This is a genomic window from Luteipulveratus mongoliensis (genome assembly GCF_001190945.1).
GTDB classification, from domain to species: Bacteria; Actinomycetota; Actinomycetes; order Actinomycetales; family Dermatophilaceae; genus Luteipulveratus; species Luteipulveratus mongoliensis.
In genome coordinates this window covers 4,404,644-4,427,411 of the sequence record NZ_CP011112.1, presented here as the reverse complement: position 1 = coordinate 4,427,411, position 22,768 = coordinate 4,404,644, and the positions used below count along the sequence as shown (strand labels likewise).

The following is a 22,768-nucleotide window of genomic DNA, read 5'->3' as shown; positions in this document are numbered from 1 at the left end:
CGCCACCACTGGTGGCAGCAGGAGGATCAGTGCTCACCGCCTTCGGTCGCGCGTTCACCACGCCGGACCTGCGCAAGAAGCTGCTGTTCACGTTGGCCATCATGGCGATTTTCCGCCTTGGCTCGCACATCCCGACCCCTGGGATCAACTACCAGCTCGTGCAGCAATGTCAGAAGGCAGCCGGCCCGCAGGGCAGCCTGCTCGGCCTCGCCAACCTGTTCAGCGGCGGCGCGCTGCTGCAGCTGTCGGTCTTCGCGCTGGGGATCATGCCGTACATCACGGCCAGCATCATCATCCAGCTGCTCACCGTGGTCATCCCACGGTTCGAAGCGCTGAAGAAGGAAGGCCAGGCCGGCCAGACCAAGATGACGCAGTACACGCGTTATCTGACGATCGGTCTCGCCGTGCTGCAGTCCTCGACCCTGATCACGACGGCGCGCAACCCCTCCACGCTGCTCGGCGGCTCGAGCGCGACGTGCCCGCGGATCATGAACGACGACAACATCCCGACGATGCTCATCATGATCCTGACGCTGACCGCCGGCACCGGCCTGGTCATGTGGCTGGGTGAGCAGGTCACCGAGCGCGGCGTCGGCAACGGCATGTCGCTGCTGATCCTGACCTCGATCGCGGCCAGCGTGCCGGGCTCGGTGTGGGCCATCCACCACCAGGGCTGGGGCCGCTTCTTCATCGTCATCATCATGGGTCTGGTCATCACCACAGCCGTGGTCTTCGTCGAGAACGCGCAACGTCGTATCCCGGTCCAGTACGCCAAGCGGATGATCGGGCGCCGGTCCTATGGCGGCACGACGACCTACATCCCGCTCAAGGTCAACATGGCCAACGTGATCCCGCTGATCTTCGCCAGCTCACTGCTGTCGCTGCCGGTGCTGCTCGCGAGCTTCAACCGGGGCAACGGCCAGACGGCTCCGGCGGGCTGGGTGCAGTGGGTCCAGGAGAACCTCTCCAAGGGTGACCACCCGTACTACATGCTGCTCTTCACCGTGCTGATCGTGTTCTTCACGTTCTTCTACGTGTCGATCACCTACCAGCCCGACGAGGTGGCCGACAACCTCAAGCAGGCCGGCAGCTTCATCCCCGGCGTCCGCGCCGGCAAGGCCACCGCCCAGTACCTCAACTACGTGCTGACGCGCGTGACGGTGGTCGGTGCCCTGTACCTCGCCATCCTGGCTCTTATCCCGCTGATCGCGCTGGCCATGGTGAGCGCCGACCAGAACTTCCCGTTCGGTGGCGCCTCGATCATCATCCTGGTCGGTGTGGGCCTGGAGACGGTCAAGCAGATCGACTCCAAGCTGCAGCAGCACCACTACGAAGGGTTCCTGCGGTAATGCGTCTGATCATCCTTGGTCCCCCCGGTGCAGGTAAGGGCACGCAGGCCGACCGCCTCACGGAGGCGCGCGGCATCCCGCACATCTCGACCGGCGACATCTTCCGCGCCAACATCAAGGACGGGACGCCGCTCGGCCAGCAGGTCAAGGGCATCCTGGACGCGGGTGGCTACGTCACGGACGAGATCACCAACGAGATCGTCAAGGACCGCCTTGCTCAAGACGATGCTCGTGAGGGATTCCTGCTCGACGGCTACCCCCGCACCGTGCCGCAGGTCGCTGCGCTCGATGAGATGCTCGGCGCCGACGGCTTCACGCTGGACGCCGTGCTGCAGCTGACCGTCAATGACGAGGAGCTCGTCGCCCGCCTGCTCAAGCGTGCGGAGAGCTCCGGCCGGGCTGACGACACCGAGGACGTCATCCGCGAGCGTCAGGCCATCTACAACCGCCAGACCTCACCGCTGGCGGCGACCTATCGCGAGCGTGGCGTGCTGATCGAGATTGATGGCATGGGCGACGTCGACGAGGTCGAGTCGCGCGTGATCGAGGTCCTCGACGGCCTCGCCGCCCGCGCCGGCTGACCGTTCTCGCATGTTCGGACGCGGCAGCAAGCTGCCCGCCAAGACGCCTGACCAGGTCCGGCAGATGCGTCGTGCCGGCCTCGTGGTCGGTGAGACGCTCGCCGAGCTGAGCACCGTCGTACGCGCCGGTCTCACCACTGCAGACCTCGACGGGGTGGCCGAGAAGGCCATCCGCGGTCGAGGTGCGACGCCGAGCTTCCTTGGTTACCACGGCTTTCCGGCGACCATCTGCGTCAGCGTCAACGACGAGATCGTCCACGGCATCCCCGGATCCCGCGTGCTCGACGACGGTGACCTGGTGTCGATCGACTGCGGTGCCATCGTCGAGGGCTGGCACGGGGACTCAGCGATCACTGTGGTGGTCGGCGGTGACCAGGCCGCACGGCCCGAGGATCTCGACCTCTCCGCCGCGACCGAGGCCTCGATGTGGGCCGGGATCCGCGCCCTCCAGCCGGGCGAGCGACTGTACGACGTGGGCGCGGCTGTCGAGGACAGCATCACCGAGAGCGCGCAGCGGCTCCAGCGCACACTGTCGATCGTCGACGGTTACACCGGGCACGGCATCGGCACCGAGATGCATCAGGAGCCGTACGTCTTCAACGAGCGGGTCCGTGACAAGGGGCCGCTCGTCGGCGTCGGCGCCACGGTCGCGATCGAGCCGATGATCACGCTCGGCACCCACGAGTCGCACGAGCTGGACGACGAGTGGACAGTCGTGACCGATGACGGCTCGCGTGCTGCCCACTGGGAGCACACGATCGCGGTCACCGAAGCCGGGCTGTGGGTGCTGACCGCGCTCGACGGCGGTCAGGCACAGCTCGGCGACCGCTACGCGCCGCTCGACTGACCGCACGGAGATCTGGCGCTGCCATCAGGCAGAGACGGCTCCGGCGTCGTAGGCGAGGATGACCAGGCCCACCCGATCCCGGGCTCCGGTCTTGGCCAGGATCCGTCCGACGTGCGTCTTGACCGTGGTCTCGGACACCCACAGCTCCGCCGCGATCTCGGCATTGCTGAGCCCTCGGGCGATCGCGACCCAGACCTGGCGCTCCCGGTCGGTCAGACCGGCCGCTGCCCGGGTGCCGGTCGCATCAGGGACCGGCGAGTCCTGCGATGGCCGCAGGTAGGTGTCGAGCAGGCGCGCGGTAGTGCTCGGTGCGACAACGGCGTGACCCGAGTGCACCGTACGGATGGCATCCAGCAGCGCATCGGGCTCGGCGTCCTTCAGCAGGAAACCGCTCGCGCCTGCCCGGAGCGCGCCGAAGGCGTGCTCGTCCAGGTCGAAGGTGGTCAGGATCAGCACGCGTGAGGGGAGCTGAGCGTCGACCACGCGGCGCGTCGCCTCGACCCCATCGATGCCGGGCATCCGTACGTCCATGAGTACGACGTCCGGACCCAGCTGTCGCGTCAGCTCTACTGCGGCCAGCCCGTCGCTCGCCTGACCGACGGCGAGCATGTCGGCCTGCGAGCGCACCAGCATCGAGAACCCTTCGCGTACGAGTGGCTGGTCATCGACGACGAGGACCCGGATCGGTTCGGTCATGACGCCTTCGCAGCCAGCTCTCCCGGGAGGGCTAGAGGCAAGAGCGCGGTGACCCGCCAGCCACCCGTCGGTCGCGGTCCCGCGACCACGTCGCCGCCGACGAGAGCGACCCGCTCCTTCATGCCGCGCAGACCCAGCCCGTCACCCGACGGCGGCCCGCCGACCCCGTCGTCGACGACTTCGAGGCTGAGCCGGTCGGCGTACGTCGCGAGGGCGACGCGGGCGTGCGCCGCGGTCCCGGCGTGCTTGACCACGTTGGTGAGGGATTCCTGCACCAGTCGGTAGGCAGTGAGTGCAGTGAGCTCGGGAAGGTGCGGTACGCCCTGGGGGAGATCGAGCTCGACCGGGAGCCCGGAGGCAGCGAAGTCCTCGATCAGCGCAGGCAGCTCGGCCAGACCCGGTTGGGGAGCCGTGAGGGTGACATCGGAGTCCTCCCGCAGCAGGCCGAGGAGGCGCCGCATCTCGGTCATGGAGCGCCGGCCGGACTGGGAGATCGTCGTCAGCGCGTCGACGGCCACCTGCGGTTCTGACTCGGCGAGGTAGCGGGCGCCGTCGGCCTGGACGATCATGACGGACAGGCCGTGCGCGACCACGTCGTGCATCTCGCGGGCGATCCGCTGGCGGTCGGTGAGCGCGTCGACCGCGAGCTGCTGGTCGTTCCGGACGCGCGCCGCGTCTCCGACCCACCAGGCCAGGAGCAGACCGGCTGCGATGACCGGCAGGCTGACGTAGTACTTCGGGTTGCCCTCGGTGCTGCCGAACCCGTTCGACCACTGGCCGGATGCGAAGACGAGGAGGGGGAGCAACGCCGAGGTCGCCGCTGCCCAGAGACTCAACCCCCGGTTCGTGAGCCGAGCGATCGCGTACACGACGATAGTGAGGGCTGCGACAGTCGGCACCCCGACCGGCCAGTGCTCGACGTAGGCGACCGCGAGCGAGCCCCACACCCACAGCAATGCGGCCCGCGGATGTGAGCGGCGAACGGCCAGCGCGACGCCGCAGAGCACGGCGAGTGCGAAGGTCGAGGCGGTGTCGAGGCCATGTGCCTCGAACCCGTGTCCGTTCGATCGGACCGCCGACCAGATCTCACCGCCATGGCTCGTGCCAAGGGCGGACACCGTGATGACGAAGCCGGCGGCGATGAGCAGATCGCGCAGCCGGTCTTCGCGTGAAAGTCTCGGACGCGACGCAGCATCAGCTCGCCACACCCGGACCACCCAGGACAACGTGAGCTCGTCGCGGTTCATGGCAGTCACTGTAGGTTCGCCGCCCCGGGGTGCCGTCCTCCTACAGGAGGATCTCGATGGCGCGGATTTGGGCGGTTCTGGGGGTGCGCGGTAGGCTGGTGCGTCGGTCCACGGGCATCTCGTGGCACATCCGCACACCCGCACTCGATCTTCCCAGGCCGGGCCTCCCGGTGAGGGCCAGGTCGACGTGCGCCACGTGCGGGTGGGCACGAGCCGCAGACGGGGCCGAACGTAGGAGTGGGACGCTCAGCCGGAGCGTCCCCGCCGAAGCAGATTGTGGAGGACATGGCCAAGAAGGACGGTGTCATCGAGATCGAGGGCACGATCGTGGAGGCTCTCCCGAACGCAATGTTCCGGGTGGAGCTGACGAACGGTCACAAGGTGCTCGCTCACATCTCAGGGAAGATGCGTCAGCACTACATCCGGATCCTTCCTGAGGACCGAGTAGTCGTTGAGCTCAGCCCGTATGACCTGACCCGCGGCCGTATCGTCTTCCGCTACCGCTGACCGCTCCACCACCTGCCTCGCTGCTTCACGCGGGGCCTGACTTCAAGACAGTAGGCAGATGAAGGTCCAGCCGAGCGTCAAGAAGATCTGCGACAAGTGCAAGGTGATCCGCCGCAACGGTCGGGTCATGGTGATCTGCGAGAACCTGCGCCACAAGCAGCGCCAGGGCTGACCAGAGCACCACAGCACCACTCGCGTCTTCGACAGACGTACAGAATTGAATGCACGCAGTACCCGGCCCCTGACCAGCAGGTCAGGACGTCACCCTCGGCGCGGAGGCCGAGGACCCGCGACTTCTCCAGTCGACCACCGGGATCGGTACTGCACCAGACCTCCGCAGCACATACAGGAGAACCACCACATGGCACGTCTCGTTGGTGTCGATCTTCCGCGTGAGAAGCGCGTCGAGATCGCCCTTACCTACATCTTCGGAGTGGGTCGTACCCGCTCCCAGGAGACCCTGGCCGCGACCGGTGTCAGCCCCGACACCCGCGTTCGTGACCTGACCGAGGAAGACCTCGTCAAGCTGCGCGACCACCTGGAGGCGTCTTTCCGCCTCGAGGGTGACCTGCGTCGTGAGGTCGCTTCCGACATCCGCCGCAAGGTTGAGATCGGCAGCTACCAGGGCCTGCGCCACCGTCGTGGTCTGCCCGTCCACGGTCAGCGCACCAAGACCAACGCGCGTACCCGTAAGGGTCCCAAGCGCACCGTCGCCGGCAAGAAGAAGGCCGGTAAGTAGTCCGCTCCGACGCCACCTGGCGTCGTACGCCATCAGTGATCTGGCAGAGCCGGATGACAACCCCCCTTTCTTCAAGCACACAGGAGTAACCAGCAGATGCCTCCCAAGAGCCGTACAGCTCCGGGCGCCAAGAAGGTGCGCCGCAAGGAGAAGAAGAACATTGCCGTGGGCAATGTCTACATTCGCAGCACGTTCAACAACACCATCGTGTCGATCACCGATCCGCACGGCGCAGTGATCTCGTGGGCCTCGGCCGGCCAGGTCGGATTCAAGGGCTCGCGCAAGTCCACCCCGTTCGCGGCGCAGATGGCCGCTGAGGCTGCCGCCCGCCGCGCGCTCGAGCACGGTATGCGCAAGGTCGACGTCTTCGTCAAGGGTCCGGGTTCTGGTCGCGAGACCGCCATCCGTTCCCTGGCCGCGACCGGCCTCGAGGTCGGCGCGATCAGCGACGTCACGCCGCAGCCGCACAACGGTGTCCGCCAGCCCAAGCGCAAGCGCGGCTGACCCGAGACTTGCTGAAGGAGATATAGAGCTATGGCCCGTTACACCGGCCCCATCACCAAGAAGTCGCGCCGCCTCAAGACCGACCTCGTCGGTGGCGACAAGAACTTCGAGATGCGCCCCTTCCCGCCCGGCCAGCACGGCCGCGGTCGCATTCAGGAGAAGGAGTACCTGACGCAGCTGCAGGAGAAGCAGAAGGCTCGCTTCACCTATGGCGTCATGGAGAAGCAGTTCGTTCGCTACTACAAGGAGGCGGCTCGCCGCCCCGGCAAGACCGGTAGCAACCTGCTCGTCATCCTCGAGACCCGCCTGGACAACGTGATCTACCGCGCCGGTCTGGCCCGCACCCGTCGTGCGTCGCGCCAGATGGTCAGCCACGGTCACTTCGAGGTCAACGGCAAGCGCGTTGACGTCCCGTCCTACCGCGTCGAGCAGTACGACATCATCACGGTTCGCGAGAAGTCCCGCGAGGCCTTCCCGATCCAGCTGGCGCGCGAGACGTTCGGCGAGCGTCCGCTCCCCGCATGGCTGCACGTGTCCGAGGGCACCCTCCAGGTGCTGGTGCACTCGGTGCCGGTGCGTGAGCAGATCGACAGCCAGCTCACCGAGCAGCTGATCGTGGAGCTGTACTCCAAGAACTAGTCGTTCTCGCTGGTCGAGTAGGACCGGAGCGCTAGCGGAGGTCCGTATCGAGACCAGGTGCGATCATCACCTGGTCTCGATACGGGCTCGCCTAGCGGCTCGCCCTACTCGACCGGCGTGTACGACGTACGACAACTGAATAGCGCCAAGGTCGGACAGAGGTCCTTGGCGAGCTCACAAGGCGTCATATAGCGGTCGCCTGTGGAAAGGAAACACCAGTGCTTATCGCACAGCGCCCCACCCTGTCCGAGGACGTGGTCTCCGAGAGCCGCTCGCGGTTCGTCATCGAGCCGCTGGAGCCGGGCTTCGGCTACACCCTCGGCAACTCCCTCCGCCGCACGCTCCTCTCCTCGATCCCGGGTGCCTCGGTCACGAGCATCCGCGTCGACGGTGTGCAGCACGAGTTCTCCACGATCCCTGGGGTCAAGGAGGACGTCACCGAGATCATCCTCAACATCAAGGGTCTGGTCGTCTCCTCGGAGCACGACGAGCCCGTCGTGATGTACCTGCGCAAGCAGGGCCCGGGTGCCGTCACCGCTGCTGACATCGCGCCCCCGGCCGGTGTCGAGGTGCACAACGCCGACCTGCACATCGCGACCCTGAACGACAAGGGCAAGATCGAGATGGAGCTGACCGTCGAGCGCGGTCGCGGCTACGTCTCGGCGCAGCAGAACAAGTCGGCCGACAACGAGATCGGCCGCATCCCGGTCGACTCGATCTACTCGCCCGTGCTGGCCGTGACCTACAAGGTCGAGGCCACCCGTGTCGAGCAGCGCACCGACTTCGACAAGCTGATCGTCGACGTCGAGACCAAGAACTCCATGGCGCCGCGTGACGCGATGGCTTCTGCCGGCAAGACGCTGGTCGAGCTGTTCGGTCTGGCCCGTGAGCTCAACGTCGAGGCCGAGGGCATCGACATGGGCCCGTCGCCGACCGACGCTGCGCTGGCGGCCGACCTGGCGCTGCCGATTGAGGACCTGGACCTGACGGTCCGCTCCTACAACTGCCTCAAGCGCGAGGGCATCCACACCGTGGGTGAGCTCGTGGGCCGCAGCGAGGCCGACCTGCTCGACATCCGCAACTTCGGTGCGAAGTCGATCGACGAGGTCAAGGACAAGCTGCGCGAGATGGGTCTGCAGCTCAAGGACAGCCCGCCCGGGTTCGACGCGAGCGCCATTGCGGACCGTTACGAGGACGACGACCTGTCCACCACCGGTGAGGCTGAGGACAACAGCTTCGCCGAGGACGAGCAGTACTGAGCCGCTTTGTGATTCGGCGGTCGACGTAGTCGCCCGCCGTTTGGAACCAAGGAGAAACCATGCCTACCCCCACCAAGGGCCCCCGCCTCGGCGGCGGTCCCGCGCACGAGCGGCTCATCCTGGCCAACCTGGCTACGCAGCTGTTCGAGCACGACCGCATCACCACCACGGAGGCCAAGGCCAAGCGCCTGCGTCCGCTGGCGGAGCGCCTGATCACCTTCGCCAAGCGCGGTGACCTGCACGCCCGTCGTCGAGTGCTCACGGTCGTGCGTGACAAGGGTGTCGTCCACCGCCTCTTCGAGGAGGTCGCACCCGACATGGCCGAGCGTCCGGGCGGCTACACCCGCATCACCAAGATTCCGGCGCGCAAGGGCGACAACGCCCCCATGGCCGTCATCGAGCTGGTGCGCGAGCCGGTCAACGCCAAGCCGAAGCGCGCTGTTGTCGCCGAGGCCGAGGGCGCTGCCAAGAAGGCCGCGAAGTCCACGAAGGACGCTGACGCTGCTGAGGCGACCGAGGTCGCTCCCGTGGTCGACGCGGCCGAGACCGAGGCGACCGACGGTGGCTTCGGCACCGACTCTGCTGCTCCGCTCGCCGACGGCTCCGCTCCGGAGGGCTTCACCGTCAAGGGCAACAAGGACTCGATGAAGTACCACGTCGAAGGTTCGCGCTGGTACGACGCCACCGAGGCCGAGGTCTGGTTCACCACGGGCGAGGCTGCCGCTGCGGCGGGCTTCGAGCCCGCCGGTGGCGAGGCTGCACAGCACGAGGACTGAGCCACACTCGTACGACGAAGGCCCCCGCTCCCTCACTGGGACGGGGGCTTTCGGCTGTCTGCGGCAGCTGTGGTCCGCACCCGTCAGGCGCCGCCACGGCGGACGTCGCCGCCTCCACCTCGTCGGACGTCGCTGACCAGTGAGGTCAGGTCGCTCAGGTCCGCCCGGTGCAGGTTGGCGACCGGGTTGCGGGCCTTGCCGCGGTACTGGTGCGAGCCGGACTCGAACGCCAGGAACACCTTGCCCTCGCTGACGGTGAGACCCTCGGCCATGCTCGGTGCGCGGAAGCACTTCACCTGAGCCTTCGAGAGTGTGCGGTGGCCGCGCTTGACGACGTAGACGTTGGCGCGGTTCTTGGTGGTGGAGGCCGTGCTGAAGATGAAGTGCCCGGACGTCACGATGAGGCCCTGCGTCTTCTTCGGGACCTCCCACGTCTCGCCGGTCGCGGTCAGGGAGCCGTCGCTCCCAACCTTGTAGCGCCGCATGTCGTCGTTCTTGTCGTAGTTGAACTTGCCCGCCCACAGATAGCCGTCCTGTGGGGCAAGGAAGCTGGAGGCACGGACAATACGTGCGTCACCGGTCTGCTTCAGGAACGGAGTTCCCTTGGTCTTCATGGCTTTTCGCAGGTCGGACAGCTTGTACTTGCGGATCGTGGGCTTCTTCTCGTCGTGCGAACGAGCGCCGGAGACGAACGCCCAGCCCTTCACGATCGCGACACCGCCCACGTGGGACTCGGCGATCTTGACGGTCCCGACGCGCTTCCCGGTCTTCGCGTCGATCCCAGTCAGGTAGGAGTCGTGCCCGCTGCGGTAGGACGACATGACCAGCAGGTCGTGGCTGCTGCCGTCCCAGTTGGCCCAGGTGCCCAGGCCCTGCGGTGTGTGCGTGTCCAGCCAGGGCATCTTCGGTCCCTGGCCGAAGTGGGCGTTGTAGGTCTTGGACGCCATCGGTCCGGGATAGAAGGACGGACCCGAGCTGGTGCTGGTGGCGCACTTCGAAGCAGCGTCCGCGTGAGATGTGGTGGCCACCGTGGCGCTGCCGGCAGCCAGCGCGGCCGCGGTGGTGATGGTGAGGACTCGTCGTGTCTTCGTCATGATCACTCCTGCGTTCGGCGTACAGGGCATGGGGCATCGGCCGCCGGGCCGGTGACGACCGTCGCGCGCTGATGATTGATTTCCCCCGTTCAGTACCGACGGAACGGGGCCGCAGGAGGATCCATGCGTCGGGATGACCGGCCTGATGGCCGCAACCCGACCACCGCCTGCTGGACGGCTGCTTAGAGTGAGCGTCATGGTGCGAGAGCTGCATCCGGGGGAAGCGTTCGCCGGTTATCGGATTCGTCGTGTGCTCGGTCGGGGAGGCATGGGCGCGGTGTACGCCGCTGACCACCCGCGCCTGCCTCGCCTCGTCGCGATCAAGACCCTCACCGCGTCGACCGATGACGCCGAGGCGCGGGCGCGTTTCGAGCGTGAGGCCGAGATGGTCGCGCGGCTCGACCACCCCAACATCGTGGCGGTACTCGACCGGGGGATCGAGGACGGGCTGCCCTGGATCTCGATGCAGCTGGTCGATGGCACCGACGCCTCCCGGGCGCTGCGCGAGCACGGCCCATACCCGCTCGGTCGGGTACTGCATGTCGTGCACGAGACGGCGAGGGCGCTCGATGAGGCGCATCGTCGCGGGGTCCTGCACCGCGACGTGAAGCCGGGCAACATCATGCTGCGCGCCGGCCAGGAGGGCGGCGCCGAACGCGTCCTGCTCACCGACTTCGGCATCGGCTCGGTCGCCGGCGGCGATGAGATCACTCAAACGGGCGGCAGCATGGCCACCGTCGAGTACGCCTCACCGGAGCAGCTGCGGGGCGAGCTGCTCGACGGTCGCTCCGACCAGTACTCCTTGGCCTGTACGACCTTCACGCTGCTGGCGGGTCGTCCTCCGTTCCAGGGGCCGCCGGTCCGCGTCATCGAGCAGCATCTGCAGGCGGCGCCCCCGTCTCTGCTCGCCGCGCGGCCGGACCTGCCGCCGGCCCTGCAGGATGTGGTCCACCGCGCGATGAGCAAGGACCGGACCCGACGGTTCGCGACCTGCGCGGAGTACGCCGACGCCCTCCGCGCGACTACTGCACCGAAGCCCGTTCTGGCCCCAGCACCGCCGCCCTCGCATCGCGCGCGCTGGCTCGGGGCGGGTGCGGCTGTGGCAGCCGTCGCGGTCGCGGCCACGGTCATCGTCGTGACCACGCGCCATGATGCCGTTGGCCAGAGCCCGACGTCCTCGACCACGACGCCGGCGGCGCCCACGAGTCCGTCGGAGGACGCCATCTGGCAGACCGCGCAGCCGGCCATCAAGCTGTGGCCCGATCTGCTGCCTGCCGGCCCGAAAGCCAAGGGCTACCAGAACGGGATCTGTACGCCGACCACGACGCCTCCAGCGTCGTCGAAGGTCCCGTTCCGCTACAAGCTGCAGTGCGTGGCTCGCGAGGAGGGCTTCGACAAGCCGACCGTCCAGGTCGACCTGCTGTCCTTCGCGCCCGGCAAGGCTGCCGATGCGCTCAAGGCACTGACGCCCCCGACGTCCGTCCCGGTGGTCCCGGGCCTGCGCTCCGGGCACGACGTCCGCCTGTACCACTTCGAGGACCCGGTGGACGGCACCTGGGTGCTGGTGGAGTTCAAGGCCGCGGACCGTCGCGACTACCAGTTCCAGGTCAGTGGCAAGGGCATGTCCTACTCCCAGCTCTACGACTGGATCGCGGCGGCGCCGCTCTAGGCCCCTGCGTGGTCTCCAGCCGCGAGCCGAGAGCCGCGAGCGCGAACCGCGTCCGGGTCGTCAACCCCTTGGGGGAGAGCGCCTCAGCAGTTAGGCTCACCTAACAGAGACCAAGTCCGGGCGTTGTCCCGGGAAAGAAGGATGCATGGCCAACGCACAGACCCCACTGACGGTGATGCGGACCGAGCGGATCACCGATCACCTGGTGCGGGTCGTCCTGGGCGGACCCGGATTCGCCGAGTTCGCTCCCAATGAGTTCACCGATATGTACGTCAAGCTCGCCCTGATCGCCGACGGCGAGGAGGTCGTACGCACCTACACCGTGCGCGCGGTCGACCCGCAGCGTCGCGAGCTCTCCATCGACTTCGTCGTGCACGGCGAGGAGGGCGTTGCCGGTCGATGGGCGGCGGAGGCGCAGCCCGGGGACGAGATCGGAGTGCGCGGGCCAGGTGGCGCGTACCGCCCCGCCACTGACGCCGACTGGCACCTCTTGGCCGGCGATGAGTCCGCGATTCCGGCGATCGCCGCCGCGCTCGAGTCACTGCCGGCAGACGCCGTCGGATACGCCTTCATCGAGGTCGCCGACGCGGGCGAGGAGATCGCGCTCGCCGCACCGGCCGGCGTACGACTGACCTGGGTTCACCGCGGAGGTGCGGCAGGCGAGGTCCCCGACGATCAAGCAGGCGTGAATTCGCCTCTGGTGCAAGCAGTTCGGGACGCCGCGTGGCTGCCTGGCGAGCCGCACGTCTTCATCCACGGCGAGGCCCAGACCGTGATGCACGGTCTGCGCGGCTACATCCGCAAGGAGCGTGGAGTGCCCGCGGCGCGCGCGTCGATCTCGGGCTACTGGCGTCGTGGACGGACCGAGGAAGGCTTCCGGGTCTGGAAGCGAGAGCTCGCGACGGCCGAGGCCTGAGCGGACGGCGACGACGGCCTGAGCGGGCGTCGTACGCCGTCCGCTCAGCTGGCCATCGGCGGCGCCGAGTCGTCGGCCCGCCAGTACTCGCCCGCGCGCCGCTCCACGAAGCCCTCGTCGACCAGCTGCCGCCGCAGTGCGGCGACGTCGGGGTGGAGGCCGCGGATCCGGCTGTCGACCTCGACCTGCGTGTAGCGCTCACCGGGGGTGAGCTCCTGCGCGATCAGGTGCAGCACGACGAGCCGCTTGCGCGGCTCGGTCGGGTCGGTCGGCGTGGTGGTGCTCATGCCCAGAACGGTAGGCACGGCGGGCAGGGTCGCTCAACGGGATATCTCGGTGGGTAGCCTGACTCGCGTGCGGCTGCGCCTCGACTTCGCCTATGACGGCACCGACTTCTCCGGGTGGGCGGCGCAGCCTGGCCGTCGCACGGTCGAGGGCGAGCTGTCTCAAGCCTTGACCACCGTGCTCCGCTCAGCTGAGCCCGTCCGGCTCACGGTCGCCGGGCGCACCGACGCGGGCGTGCACGCCCGTGGTGCGGTGTGCCACGCCGATGTCGATGAGGTGGCGTACGCCGGTCTGCCGGGTCGGTCCGACCGGTCGCCGGAGCAAGCGGCGCTCAACCGGCTCAACGGCGTGCTGCCGAGTGACGTCGTCGTCCAGGAAGTCCGCGTCGCACCACCGGGATTCGACGCACGCTTCTCGGCCAATCAGCGGCGCTACCTCTATCGGCTGTGTGACCAGCCGTCTCGCCTGGACCCGCTGCGTCGCCGTGACACCGTCGCGCATCGCAAGCCTCTGGACGTGGACGCGATGGACGCGGCCGCGGCAAAGTTGTTGGGGCTGAACGACTTTGCCGCCTTCTGCAAGCGCCGCGAGGGCGCGACGACCGTGCGGACGCTCCTGGCGTACAGCTGGTCGAGGGCCGACGACGGCGTCCTGGAGGCCACCGTCGTGGCCGACGCCTTCTGCCACTCGATGGTGCGCTCGCTGGTCGGCGTGATCGTGCCCGTGGGAGAGGGGCGGCGTGAGACTGATTGGCCTGCAACGGTTCTCATGGCTGGGCAGCGTGACCCCGAGGTCACCGTCATGCCGCCGCACGGCCTGTCGTTGGAGGAGGTCAGCTATCCGCCCGACGACCAGCTGCAGGCCCGTGCCGACGAGTCGCGAGCCGTCCGGCGACTCGACGAGGCATCAGGACAACCATGACGCGTGCTGCAGGGTGAATCGCACTTGCTCGCCCGGTCGCAGCTGAGCCAGCCGATCGGTCGCGTCGTCATCGATCACCGCGACGACCGGATAACCGCCGGTTGTCGGGTGATCGGCCAGGAAGACGACGGGCTGTCCCGACGGCGGTACCTGCACCGCACCGCGCACGAGACCCTCGCTGGCCAGCTCACCGCGAGCCGCGCGTGTCAGGCGGGGCCCGGACAGTCGTACGCCGACGCGATCGCTCTCGCTCGTCAGCGCCCAGGCAGCGTCCCCCAGCAGCCGCAGCGCGTCCTCGGTCAGCCAGTCGTCCCGCGGGCCCAGCACCGTGGCCAGGTCGATCGGGCCGAGCGGCGGGCTGACCGGCGTACCGACCTCGTCCGACACGGGAGCGGTAGGCGGCGGACCGACCGCGAGATGGTCGCCCTGCCGGACCGGCGGCGGACCCAGCGAAGACGTCGGGTCGCTGCTGCGGCTGCCGAGGATCGTCGGGACGTCCAGGCCACCCCGGACGGCGACGTAGGTGCGCAGGCCGGCGACCGGCGTACCGATCTCGAGGGTCTGCCCGGCACGGACGCGCAGTGCCGTGCAGAGGGCAACGGCCGCCCCACCAGCGCGGACGAGGGCCGGTGCACCGGTGACGGCGACCACGACGTCATGGGTGGGTTCGAGCACGAGCCCACCCATGAGGACCTCGAGCCCAGCGGCTCCGTCCGCGTTGCCGACGAGTCGGTTGGCGAGCAGGTAGGACGCGCGGTCGGCCGCGCCGCTGGGGCTGACCCCGAGGTGGGCCAGACCTGGCCGCCCAGCGTCCTCGATGAGGACCTGCAGTCCCACTCGGCGGACGACGAGCGCGGTCATGATGCCGACCGGAAGCGGACGCGGGTTCCCGTGGTGAGCAGTGCGGCGGGCGATCGCTCGGCGTCGAACAGCCGCTCTTCGGTCGTGCCGATCAGCTGCCAGCCACCGGGGGAAGCACTGGGATAGATGCCGGTCCACTCGCCGGCGAGACCGACGGCGCCGCGCGGGACTCGGGCACGCGGCGAGTCGCGGCGAGGCACTGTGAGGTCTCCTTCCGCGCCGGAGAGATAGCCGAACCCCGGCAGGAACCCGACGAACTCCACCGTCCAGACCTGGCTCGTGTGGCGACGGACCACCTCATCCGTGGAGATGCCCAGCAGCTCAGCGGCATGGCCCAGGTCGGCGCCGTCGTAGGTCACCTGGATCGCCAGGTTTGCGGACGCCGCCGCGGCCGGCGGAGCGGTCAGGTCGACGGCGTGCAGCCGGTCGATGACCTGGCGGATGTCGCGCTCGCGGGCGACCCGGACCAGGACCGTACGCGCCGCCGTGACGTGCTCGACCACGCCGGGGACCGATGCGTGTCGCAGGTGGGCATCGAGCGCCCGCCGCTGGTCCGGGTCGTCGAGCTCGACCAGCACGCCCCGCCGGCCGACGGGGAGAACCTTCATGACACGAACGGCCGGAGCGTCACGCCGGCGTCCTCGAGCGCGGCGCGGACCGCGGTCGCCATCGCCACCGCGCCCGGTGAGTCGCCGTGGACGCAGACCGACTCGGCGTCGACCTGGACGTCCTCGCCGTCCTGGCTGAGGACCTCGCCAGTGGTCACCATGGCCACGGCTCGCTCGGCGACCTCGTCCGGGTCGTGCAGCACGGCACCGTCCTCACGACGTGGCACGAGGGTGCCGCCGGCGGTGTAAGCACGATCGGCGAACACCTCGCTGATGGTCCGGATGCCGACCCGCTCGGCCGCCGCCAGCAGCGCCGAGTCGGCCAGCCCGAGCAGCGGGAGCGTGGCGTCGAGGTCACGCACCGCGCGGACGACGGCCGCGGCCTGGCCCGCGTGGTGCACCACCGTGTTGTAGAGGGCGCCGTGCGGTTTGACGTAGCGGACGCGGGTGCCCTGGCTGCGGGCCACGGCATCGAGCGCGCCGATCTGGTAGATCACGTCGGCGTAGAGGTCCTCGGGTGCCACGTCGATGAAGCGCCGGCCGAAGCCGGCGAGGTCGCGATAGCCCACCTGCGCGCCGATCACGACGCCGCGCTGGGCGGCCGCCCGACAGGTGCGTACGAGCGTGGACGGGTCTCCCGCATGGAAGCCGCAGGCGACGTTGGCCGACGTGACCACGTCGAGCAGGGCGAGGTCATCGCCCAGGACCCACGCGCCGTACGACTCGCCCATGTCGGCGTTCAGGTCGACCTCGGTGACGGTCATGGACTGATTGTCGCGGTCGTGGGTCTCAGCTGGCCACCGCGCGGGGCGAGCCGAGGCCGCGGACGAACGAGCCGATCTCGCGGACCGCGCTGCGACCCTCGGGCAGGAAGGATCCCGCGGCCTGGAAGACGTGCACCTGGCCCTTCCAGACCTGCAGCTCTGCGGCCACGTCGGCGGCCGCGAGCCGGTCGACCATCTCCTCGCACTCCGGGCGCAGGATCTCGTGCGACCCGACCTGGATCAGCACCGGCGGCAGGCCGGTGAGGTCGGCGTCGATCGGGGAGATGCGCGGCGCGGTCACCTCGTGGCGCGCGTCGACATCCGCGGTGAAGCGCTCCAGGCCACGGCAGGCGCGCACCGTGAAGACGTCACACCGGTCGGAGTAGGGACTGGCCTCCTTACGCGCGACGCCGAGGTCGAGCAGCGGTGACATGCAAGCGATTCCGGCGGGTGCCTCGAGCTCTTCGTCTCGGATCGCGAGTGCGGTGAGGAAGGCCAGGAAGCCACCGGCTGAGTCACCGATGATCGTGATGTTGTCGCCGCGGTAGCCCTGAGCGAGCAGCCAGCGGTAGCCCGACAAGCAGTCGGCGACCATGTGCTCGATGGTGACCTCGGGCATCATCCGGAAGTCGACGTTGAGCGCCGGCGCCCGCGTGCTGTGCGAGATGTAGGACACCATCCGGCGGTGGGTGGCCAGGCTGCAGGTGACCAGTGCGCCACCGTGGAGGTAGAGGATGGCGCGCTCCTCGTCACCCTCGACCTCAGGACCCTTGATCCACTCGGCGCCGCACTGCGCCAGGCCAACGCGTTCGATCGTGGTGCCGTCGGGCGGGGGCAGCAGCCCGGCCGCGTGATCCACGATGCGGGATGGCCAGATGAAGCCCGGGAGAAAGCTCCACGCGAGCAACGTCGGCTTGACGGTGTGGCGCAGACTGGTCGCGAGGAGCTGCGACCGCCGGCTCTGTCTGGCCCAGGTGGTGCGCACGGGCTCGTCCATGGCTACTGCCTCCTTGCAGTCCGTGGCATTGTGGGCCAGGTCACATCACTCTGGTGACATCCTACGTCTACCGACGGGTAGACCCACGAACGGAAGGTGCGCGCCGTGCCGCTCATGGGACCAGTCGACTCGATGTTTCTCCTCGTCGAGTCGCGCGAGCGCCCGATGCACGTCGGGGGCCTCCAGCTCTTCACGCTGCCGGACGGCGCCGGCCCGGAGTTCGTGCAGGAGCAGATGATGCAGGCGCTCAAGCCCGAAGGTCCGCTCAACTCGCGGTTCTGCCTGCGACCTGCGATGCCGGTCGGTTCGGTCGGCAACGTGCGCTGGAGCACCGACACCGACGTCGATCTGGACCATCACGTACGCCGGTCCGCCGTCCCCGCGCCCGGTCGCCTTCGCGAGCTGTTCGAGCTCACCTCACGTTGGCAGGGCTCGCTGCTGGACCGCTACCGGCCGTTGTGGGAGACGCACATCGTCGAGGGCCTGGAGGACGGCCGGGTCGCGGTCTTCACGAAGGTGCATCACGCGCTCGTCGACGGGGTCTCGGCCGTACGCCTGCTGCAGGAAGCCTGCAGCCCGGATCCAGATGCGCGCGACTGCCTGCCGCCGTACGCCGCCCCCGAGCGGGAGCGTGCCGAGGGCCAGGACGCGGCGTCCGGGCTGCTGTCGCCGACGGGCCTCGCGCGTGGCGGCAAGGACTTGATCGGTGAGCTGGCCTCGCTCGGGCCGCGGGCCGCGAAGCTGGGCTGGAAGGCGTTTCGCGACGAGGACTACACGACGATGTTCGATGCGCCCAAGACGATCCTCAACGGCCACATCGGTGGCTCGCGCCGCTTCGTCGCCCAGACCTTCGACATGGACCGCTTCCGGACGATCGTCAAGGCCACCGACACGTCCTTCAACGACGTGGTGCTCGCCGTCTGCTCGGGCGGACTGCGCGGCTACCTCGACGAGCTCGGCGCGCTGCCCGACAAGTCGCTGACGGCCATGTGCCCGGTGAACCTGCGGCGGGGTGCGGACGACGTCGGCGGCAACAAGGTCGGCGCGATCATCGCCTCGCTGGCCACTGACCTCACTGACCCCGTGAAGCGGCTGGAGACGATCCACCGCTCTACGACGGCGGCCAAGGCGTCCATGCGTGAGCTCAGCCCGCTGCAGATCCTGCTGATGTCGGGTCTCAATGTCGCCGGTCTCGGCCTGGCGCCGCTGCCCGGCTACCTCAACCTGTCCGGCCCGCCGTTCAACGTCATCATCTCCAACGTGCCCGGCCCGAAGCGGCAGATGTATTTCAACGGCGCTCATCTCGACGGCACCTACCCGGCCTCGATCCCCGTGGACGGGCAGGCGTTGAACATCACGTTGGTGACCTACGACGACCAGGTCGACTTCGGGATCACCGCCTGCCGGCGTAGCGCGCCGCACGTGCAGCGGATGATCCACCACATGGAGGACTCGCTCGCCGCGCTCGAGGCCGCGGTCTGACTCACCCCAGCGCCGGCGTACGGCTCTGCTGCCTGGCGAGGTAACGCTGCGCTGCGTGCGCGGCGGGGTGAGCAGCAACGGCGGCCACGATGACGATGGCCGCGATCGTCAGCCAGCCCATCGCGCCCCAGGTCATCGCCAGGAAGGTGTACGCCGCTGGTGCCCAGACCCGTCCGACGGTCTCGCCGAGGCGTGCCGCGCCTTGGTACTCCCCGCGCCGGTCCGGGTCGGACAGCTCGGCCGAGAACCCCCACGCAGCAGCGGATTCGAACAGCTCGGCGCCGGTCACGGTGACGTGGCCGAGCCACACCAGCAGGATCGTCGCCCATCCGATGGTGTCGTGCGTGACGAGCACGATCAGGCACGACGCGACGAAGAAGCCGGCCGCGATACGGATCGCGCGCAGTGCACCGGGCACGGTGTCCGAGCCGCGCGCCGCGCGCACCTGGAGCGCGACAGCGAGCACGGTGTTGGTGCCGAAGAGCCACGCGAGCAGCACCCTCGGCGCGTCGGTCTCCTGGACCAGCCACAGGGGGATGACGATGTTGAGCAGGACCTGGTTGGTGCTCATGACGCCGGTGCAGACGTGCAAGGCGAGGAACGCCTTGTTGCGCAGCGCGCCAGGACCGACCGGCGCCTTGGCGGTGGACTCGTCGGCGTCGTGAGCGGCGTCGGGCAGCCGGATGATGAGGGCTGCGTTGAGTCCGAGGATCACCGCCGTCACCAGCGGCACTGCACGGATGACGTCGTCGCTCCCGGTCGCCAGGGCGAGTCCGCCGAGCAGGGCACCGAGGGTGAAGCCGATGTTGAGCGCCGAGCGCATGAACGCCAGCGACTGGATGCGGTCCTTGCCGTCGAAGACGTCGAGCGTGTACGCGCCGCGGCCTGCTCCGCCGGCGGCACCGACCAGCTCCAGCAGCACGACCATCGCGACGAACGCAGCGAACCCGCTGATCCACGGATAGGCCACGTAGAGCACCGCCTCGAGGAGCGCGCCCACGGCCCACATCCGCTTGGGCCCGACCCGGTCCGCCGCCCGTCCCAGCGGCACCGCCAGGAAGAACGTGACGACGCCCGCGATGGTCAGGCCGAGCCCGACCTGGGCGGCCGTGAGGCCGACGATGTGCGTGAAGAAGACCGCGTTGCCGGTCAGGAAGACACCCTCGCCGACCGCGAAGAGCACCGACTGCGCGCTCAGCCGCCGCGCCAACGGGGTGGGCGGCAGCAGGCGGTTGATCAGATTCGGCACATCGCGGAGTCAAGCAGGACTGGCCCCCATCCGGCACCTCGTTATCGCGCCGAGCGCATAACGAGGTGACGGGCCGCTCTCGCTGAGTCAGACTCGACCGTTGTGGGCCACGTCGACGTCAACAGCATCAGCTACTCCCTGCCGGACGGCAGGCCGCTCCTGGGTGATGTCAGCCTGCGGGTCGGCGAGGGCGCCAAGGTCGCGCTGGTCGGACCGAACGGCACCGGCAAGACCACGCTGCTGCGGATCATCGCCGGCGAGATCGACGCGCACGAGGGTGCGATCACCCGTAGTGGTGGCCTCGGCGTCATGTCGCAGTTCGTCGGCAAGGTGGGCCGCGAGGGCGAGCAGGTCACCGTACGCGACCTGCTGGTGAGCGTTGCGCCGGCGCCAATTCGCAAGGCGGCCAAGGCGATTGATGACACCGAGCACGCGATCATGGAGCGCGACGACGAGCCGTCCCAGATGGCGTACGCGCAAGCTCTGGCGGACTGGGCGGACGTCGACGGGTACGAGTGGGAGACGTTGTGGGACGTCTGCACGGTCGCGGCGCTGGGCACGTCGTACGACAAGACCCAGTGGCGCGACGTCAACACACTCTCCGGTGGTGAGCAGAAGCGTCTCGTCCTGGAGGCGCTGCTGCGCGGGCCGGAAGAGGTCCTGCTGCTCGACGAGCCGGACAACTACCTCGATGTGCCGACCAAGCGCTGGCTGGAGAAGCAGCTGCAGGAGTCGCCCAAGACGGTGCTTCTGGTCAGTCACGACCGCGAGCTGCTGGACCAGTCGGCGACGCGGATCGCGACCCTCGAACCGACCGCTGCGGGCAGCATCGCGTGGGTGCACCCCGGGCGCTTCTCGACCTATCACGAGGCGCGGGCCGAGCGGAACGCCAAGCTCGAGGAGCTGCGTCGTCGTTGGGACGAGGAGCACGCCAAGCTCAAGGCGCTGGTCCTGATGTACAAGGTGAAGGCGGCGTACAACTCGGACATGGCGGCGCGCTACCAGGCGGCTCAGACTCGCCTGCGGCGCTTCGAGGACGAGGGGCCGCCCGAGTCGACCCCGTTCGAGCAGAACGTCAAGATGCGGCTCAAGGGAGGTCGTACGGCCAAGCGGGCGATCATCAGCACCGGCCTCGAGCTCACCGGGCTGATGAAGCCGTTCGACCTGGAGATCTGGTACGGCGAACGGGTGGCCGTGCTCGGCTCGAACGGCTCGGGCAAGAGCCACTTCCTACGTCTGCTCGCGGCTGGCGGCTCGGACCCTGAGCCGGAGCATCAGCCGGTGGGCGATGTGCAGCCAGCACCGGTCGTACACAACGGAATTGCGCGACTGGGATCGCGCGTGCGGCCCGGATGGTTCGCGCAGACTCATCAGCACCCGGCGCTCCTGAAGCGGACGTTGCTGGAGATCCTGCACCGCGGGGATGAGCACCGTGACGGGATGGCGCGCGAGCAGGCGGCCAAGGCGCTGGACCGTTACGAGCTGGCGCGGGCGTCGGAGCAGACCTTCGGGTCGTTGTCCGGCGGGCAGCAGGCGCGCTTTCAGATCCTGCTGCTGGAGCTGAGCGGTGCGACGCTGCTGCTGCTCGACGAGCCGACCGACAACCTCGACCTGCACTCGGCCGAGGCGCTCGAGGACGGCCTCGAGGCGTTTGACGGAACGGTGGTCGCGGTGACCCACGACCGTTGGTTTGCAAGGGGATTCGACCGGTTCCTGGTGTTCGGCGCGGACGGCAAGGTCTACGAGTCGGACGAGCCCGTGTGGGACGAGGGTCGCGTCCAGCGCGCCCGCTGACACGCACGGGCAAATCCAGGCAGGATGTGCGGGTGAGCTCTTCGAGACCCGGCGTCATCGACCACGCGGCCCAGACGGCGTACAGCGACCCGGGGGAGTGGGCGCACCTGCTCGACCCGCTGCCGACCGATGCTGCGCACCTGTCGCACGTCGCGCGCAACCTGATCGTCCACTACCGATCCGCTGACCGGGTCCTGCCGATCGCGAGCGCCGGAGACATCAACCTGCGCTGGCTGAGCGACCAGCTCGCGACCGATCAGCGTCGCCACGGAGCGCCGCTGCACGAGGAGCGGGAGCCCGAGGAGCGGCTGCAGGGGTGCTGTCGTGACCACAGCCTGTTCTGCGTCAGTGTGTTGCGGCACAAGGGAATTCCGGCGCGCACTCGGTTGGGCTTCGCCCACTACTTCAGCGCCGGCTGGCAAGGCGACCACGTCATCGTGGAGGCGTGGAACGGGAGCGAGTGGTTCCGTTTCGACCCCGAGATCGAGATGCCGAGCGCGGCGCTGCCGACCCCGCTCGAGATCCCGGCCGGGCCGGGCTCGCCGTTCGAGACGGCAGCCGAGGCGTGGCGCTCCTATCGTGCCGGCGCCGACGTCAGCAACTACGGCGTGGAAGGCGTGTCAGGGGTCTGCGGCCCGGCCTTCGTGCGCGACGAGGTCATCTACGAGGTGGCCCACCGCTTCGGTGACGAGCTGCTGCTGTGGGACGGCTGGGGTGCCATGCAGGGTCCGGACGGCGATGCCGGCGCGGACGTCGAGCTGATCGACCAGGTGGCCCAGCTGCTCGTCGAGGCGGACAGCGGCGACCTCGCTGCCGAGCAGGACCTGCTCACGCTCTACCGGCAGGACGCAAGGCTGCACCCGGGCGCGACCGTCGAGCAGTTCGGCCCCGACGGCACCCACGCGAAGGTCACCCTGCGTCCGCAGCCGGGCTGACCCACAGCACCGCACGACTCAACCTTTTGCCCCAGCCAGCCCGTCGTCA

The 22,768-nt window shown here is 68.8% G+C and carries 25 protein-coding genes; 16 read left to right on the top strand and 9 right to left on the bottom strand.

From position 1 onward, the window contains the following. The first annotated feature begins 29 nt into the window (after positions 1-29). Genes secY through map form a run of 3 tightly spaced genes read left to right on the top strand, consistent with a single transcriptional unit; the run spans position 30 to position 2,777 of the window. Positions 30-1,349 (top strand): preprotein translocase subunit SecY, encoded by a 1,320-nt coding sequence (gene secY / locus VV02_RS20960; RefSeq protein WP_052594742.1) that lies wholly within the window; start codon positions 30-32, stop codon positions 1,347-1,349. Beyond that, a complete protein-coding gene (locus VV02_RS20955) occupies positions 1,349-1,930 on the top strand; it encodes an adenylate kinase (RefSeq protein ID WP_052594737.1) in 582 nt (193 codons plus the stop codon). Before secY ends, VV02_RS20955 begins: the two co-directional genes overlap by 1 nt. A 10-nt stretch (positions 1,931-1,940) precedes the next feature. Further along, positions 1,941-2,777, top strand: coding sequence for a type I methionyl aminopeptidase (gene map / locus VV02_RS20950; RefSeq protein WP_052594736.1), 837 nt, complete (start codon positions 1,941-1,943; stop codon positions 2,775-2,777). A gap of 24 nt (positions 2,778-2,801) precedes the next feature. Here the strand turns inward: map and VV02_RS20945 are convergent, their stop codons facing one another. Then, positions 2,802-3,473 (bottom strand): response regulator, encoded by a 672-nt coding sequence (locus VV02_RS20945; RefSeq protein WP_052594734.1) that lies wholly within the window; start codon positions 3,471-3,473, stop codon positions 2,802-2,804. Beyond that, entirely contained in the window at positions 3,470-4,720 is a 1,251-nt protein-coding gene (locus VV02_RS20940; protein ID WP_052594733.1) for a sensor histidine kinase, read from the bottom strand. The genes VV02_RS20945 and VV02_RS20940 overlap by 4 nt, the downstream gene beginning before the upstream one ends. A 285-nt stretch (positions 4,721-5,005) precedes the next feature. Between VV02_RS20940 and infA the strand changes: the two genes are divergently transcribed. The 7 genes from infA (at position 5,006) to rplQ (ending at position 9,144) form a co-directional block, all read left to right on the top strand. After that, positions 5,006-5,227, top strand: coding sequence for a translation initiation factor IF-1 (gene infA / locus VV02_RS20935; protein WP_006946284.1), 222 nt, complete (start codon positions 5,006-5,008; stop codon positions 5,225-5,227). 58 nt (positions 5,228-5,285) lie between these two features. Then, complete coding sequence (rpmJ, locus tag VV02_RS20930) at positions 5,286-5,399, top strand: 50S ribosomal protein L36 (protein ID WP_006592630.1); 114 nt, start codon at positions 5,286-5,288, stop codon at positions 5,397-5,399. A gap of 189 nt (positions 5,400-5,588) precedes the next feature. Further along, positions 5,589-5,966 carry a 30S ribosomal protein S13 gene (gene rpsM / locus VV02_RS20925; protein ID WP_052594732.1) on the top strand — a complete coding sequence of 126 codons (378 nt, stop codon included), beginning with the start codon at positions 5,589-5,591 and terminating at the stop codon, positions 5,964-5,966. 96 nt (positions 5,967-6,062) lie between these two features. Further along, positions 6,063-6,470: a 30S ribosomal protein S11 gene (gene rpsK, locus VV02_RS20920; RefSeq protein ID WP_052594731.1), complete on the top strand. Its 408-nt coding sequence runs from the start codon at positions 6,063-6,065 to the stop codon at positions 6,468-6,470. A gap of 30 nt (positions 6,471-6,500) precedes the next feature. Next, positions 6,501-7,109, top strand: coding sequence for a 30S ribosomal protein S4 (gene rpsD, locus VV02_RS20915; protein WP_052594730.1), 609 nt, complete (start codon positions 6,501-6,503; stop codon positions 7,107-7,109). Positions 7,110-7,327: 218 nt separating this feature from the next. Continuing rightward, positions 7,328-8,368, top strand: a complete 1,041-nt coding sequence (locus VV02_RS20910; RefSeq protein WP_052594729.1) for a DNA-directed RNA polymerase subunit alpha — start codon at positions 7,328-7,330, stop codon at positions 8,366-8,368. A 59-nt stretch (positions 8,369-8,427) separates the two neighbouring features. Next, complete coding sequence (rplQ, locus tag VV02_RS20905) at positions 8,428-9,144, top strand: 50S ribosomal protein L17, sunset domain variant (RefSeq protein ID WP_052594727.1); 717 nt, start codon at positions 8,428-8,430, stop codon at positions 9,142-9,144. A gap of 83 nt (positions 9,145-9,227) precedes the next feature. Here rplQ and VV02_RS20900 read toward each other — a convergent pair whose 3' ends face one another. Continuing rightward, positions 9,228-10,238 (bottom strand): hypothetical protein, encoded by a 1,011-nt coding sequence (locus VV02_RS20900; RefSeq protein WP_052594724.1) that lies wholly within the window; start codon positions 10,236-10,238, stop codon positions 9,228-9,230. Between the two features lie 196 nt (positions 10,239-10,434). Between VV02_RS20900 and VV02_RS20895 the strand changes: the two genes are divergently transcribed. Continuing rightward, positions 10,435-11,907 (top strand): serine/threonine-protein kinase, encoded by a 1,473-nt coding sequence (locus VV02_RS20895; protein ID WP_052594723.1) that lies wholly within the window; start codon positions 10,435-10,437, stop codon positions 11,905-11,907. 145 nt (positions 11,908-12,052) lie between these two features. Continuing rightward, the gene (locus VV02_RS20890; RefSeq protein ID WP_052594722.1) at positions 12,053-12,823 is read left to right on the top strand and encodes a siderophore-interacting protein; all 771 of its coding nucleotides are present in this window, start codon (positions 12,053-12,055) and stop codon (positions 12,821-12,823) included. Between the two features lie 44 nt (positions 12,824-12,867). Here the strand turns inward: VV02_RS20890 and VV02_RS20885 are convergent, their stop codons facing one another. Beyond that, positions 12,868-13,110 (bottom strand): DUF2087 domain-containing protein, encoded by a 243-nt coding sequence (locus VV02_RS20885; RefSeq protein ID WP_052594720.1) that lies wholly within the window; start codon positions 13,108-13,110, stop codon positions 12,868-12,870. A gap of 67 nt (positions 13,111-13,177) precedes the next feature. Between VV02_RS20885 and truA the strand changes: the two genes are divergently transcribed. After that, the gene (gene truA / locus VV02_RS20880) at positions 13,178-14,029 is read left to right on the top strand and encodes a tRNA pseudouridine(38-40) synthase TruA (RefSeq protein ID WP_052594718.1); all 852 of its coding nucleotides are present in this window, start codon (positions 13,178-13,180) and stop codon (positions 14,027-14,029) included. On the opposite strand, the gene VV02_RS20875 is transcribed toward truA, so the two are convergent. From VV02_RS20875 to VV02_RS20860, 4 genes are read right to left on the bottom strand one after another with little or no spacing between them, the layout of a single operon-like run. Continuing rightward, positions 14,015-14,890, bottom strand: a complete 876-nt coding sequence (locus VV02_RS20875; protein ID WP_052594717.1) for a 5-oxoprolinase subunit C family protein — start codon at positions 14,888-14,890, stop codon at positions 14,015-14,017. The genes truA and VV02_RS20875 overlap by 15 nt on opposite strands. Beyond that, on the bottom strand, positions 14,887-15,498 hold the full coding sequence (locus VV02_RS20870) for a 5-oxoprolinase subunit B family protein (protein ID WP_052594716.1): 612 nt from the start codon (positions 15,496-15,498) through the stop codon (positions 14,887-14,889). The genes VV02_RS20875 and VV02_RS20870 overlap by 4 nt, the downstream gene beginning before the upstream one ends. Then, positions 15,495-16,262, bottom strand: a complete 768-nt coding sequence (locus tag VV02_RS20865; protein WP_052594715.1) for a LamB/YcsF family protein — start codon at positions 16,260-16,262, stop codon at positions 15,495-15,497. Before VV02_RS20865 ends, VV02_RS20870 begins: the two co-directional genes overlap by 4 nt. 25 nt (positions 16,263-16,287) lie before the next feature. Beyond that, positions 16,288-17,259: an alpha/beta hydrolase gene (locus VV02_RS20860; RefSeq protein ID WP_052594713.1), complete on the bottom strand. Its 972-nt coding sequence runs from the start codon at positions 17,257-17,259 to the stop codon at positions 16,288-16,290. Between the two features lie 114 nt (positions 17,260-17,373). On the opposite strand from VV02_RS20860, the gene VV02_RS20855 reads away from it, so the two are divergent. Beyond that, complete coding sequence (locus tag VV02_RS20855; RefSeq protein ID WP_157063642.1) at positions 17,374-18,741, top strand: WS/DGAT/MGAT family O-acyltransferase; 1,368 nt, start codon at positions 17,374-17,376, stop codon at positions 18,739-18,741. Between the two features lies 1 nt (position 18,742). Here VV02_RS20855 and VV02_RS20850 read toward each other — a convergent pair whose 3' ends face one another. Next, positions 18,743-19,990 (bottom strand): MFS transporter, encoded by a 1,248-nt coding sequence (locus tag VV02_RS20850; protein ID WP_052594711.1) that lies wholly within the window; start codon positions 19,988-19,990, stop codon positions 18,743-18,745. Between the two features lie 102 nt (positions 19,991-20,092). Here VV02_RS20850 and VV02_RS20845 point away from each other — a divergent pair, with 102 nt between their 5' ends. Together VV02_RS20845 and VV02_RS20840 are read left to right on the top strand one after the other, a co-directional pair. After that, complete coding sequence (locus VV02_RS20845) at positions 20,093-21,784, top strand: ABC-F family ATP-binding cassette domain-containing protein (protein ID WP_052594709.1); 1,692 nt, start codon at positions 20,093-20,095, stop codon at positions 21,782-21,784. Positions 21,785-21,816: 32 nt separating this feature from the next. Beyond that, positions 21,817-22,719: a transglutaminase-like domain-containing protein gene (locus VV02_RS20840; protein WP_052594707.1), complete on the top strand. Its 903-nt coding sequence runs from the start codon at positions 21,817-21,819 to the stop codon at positions 22,717-22,719. Positions 22,720-22,768 lie beyond the last annotated feature (49 nt).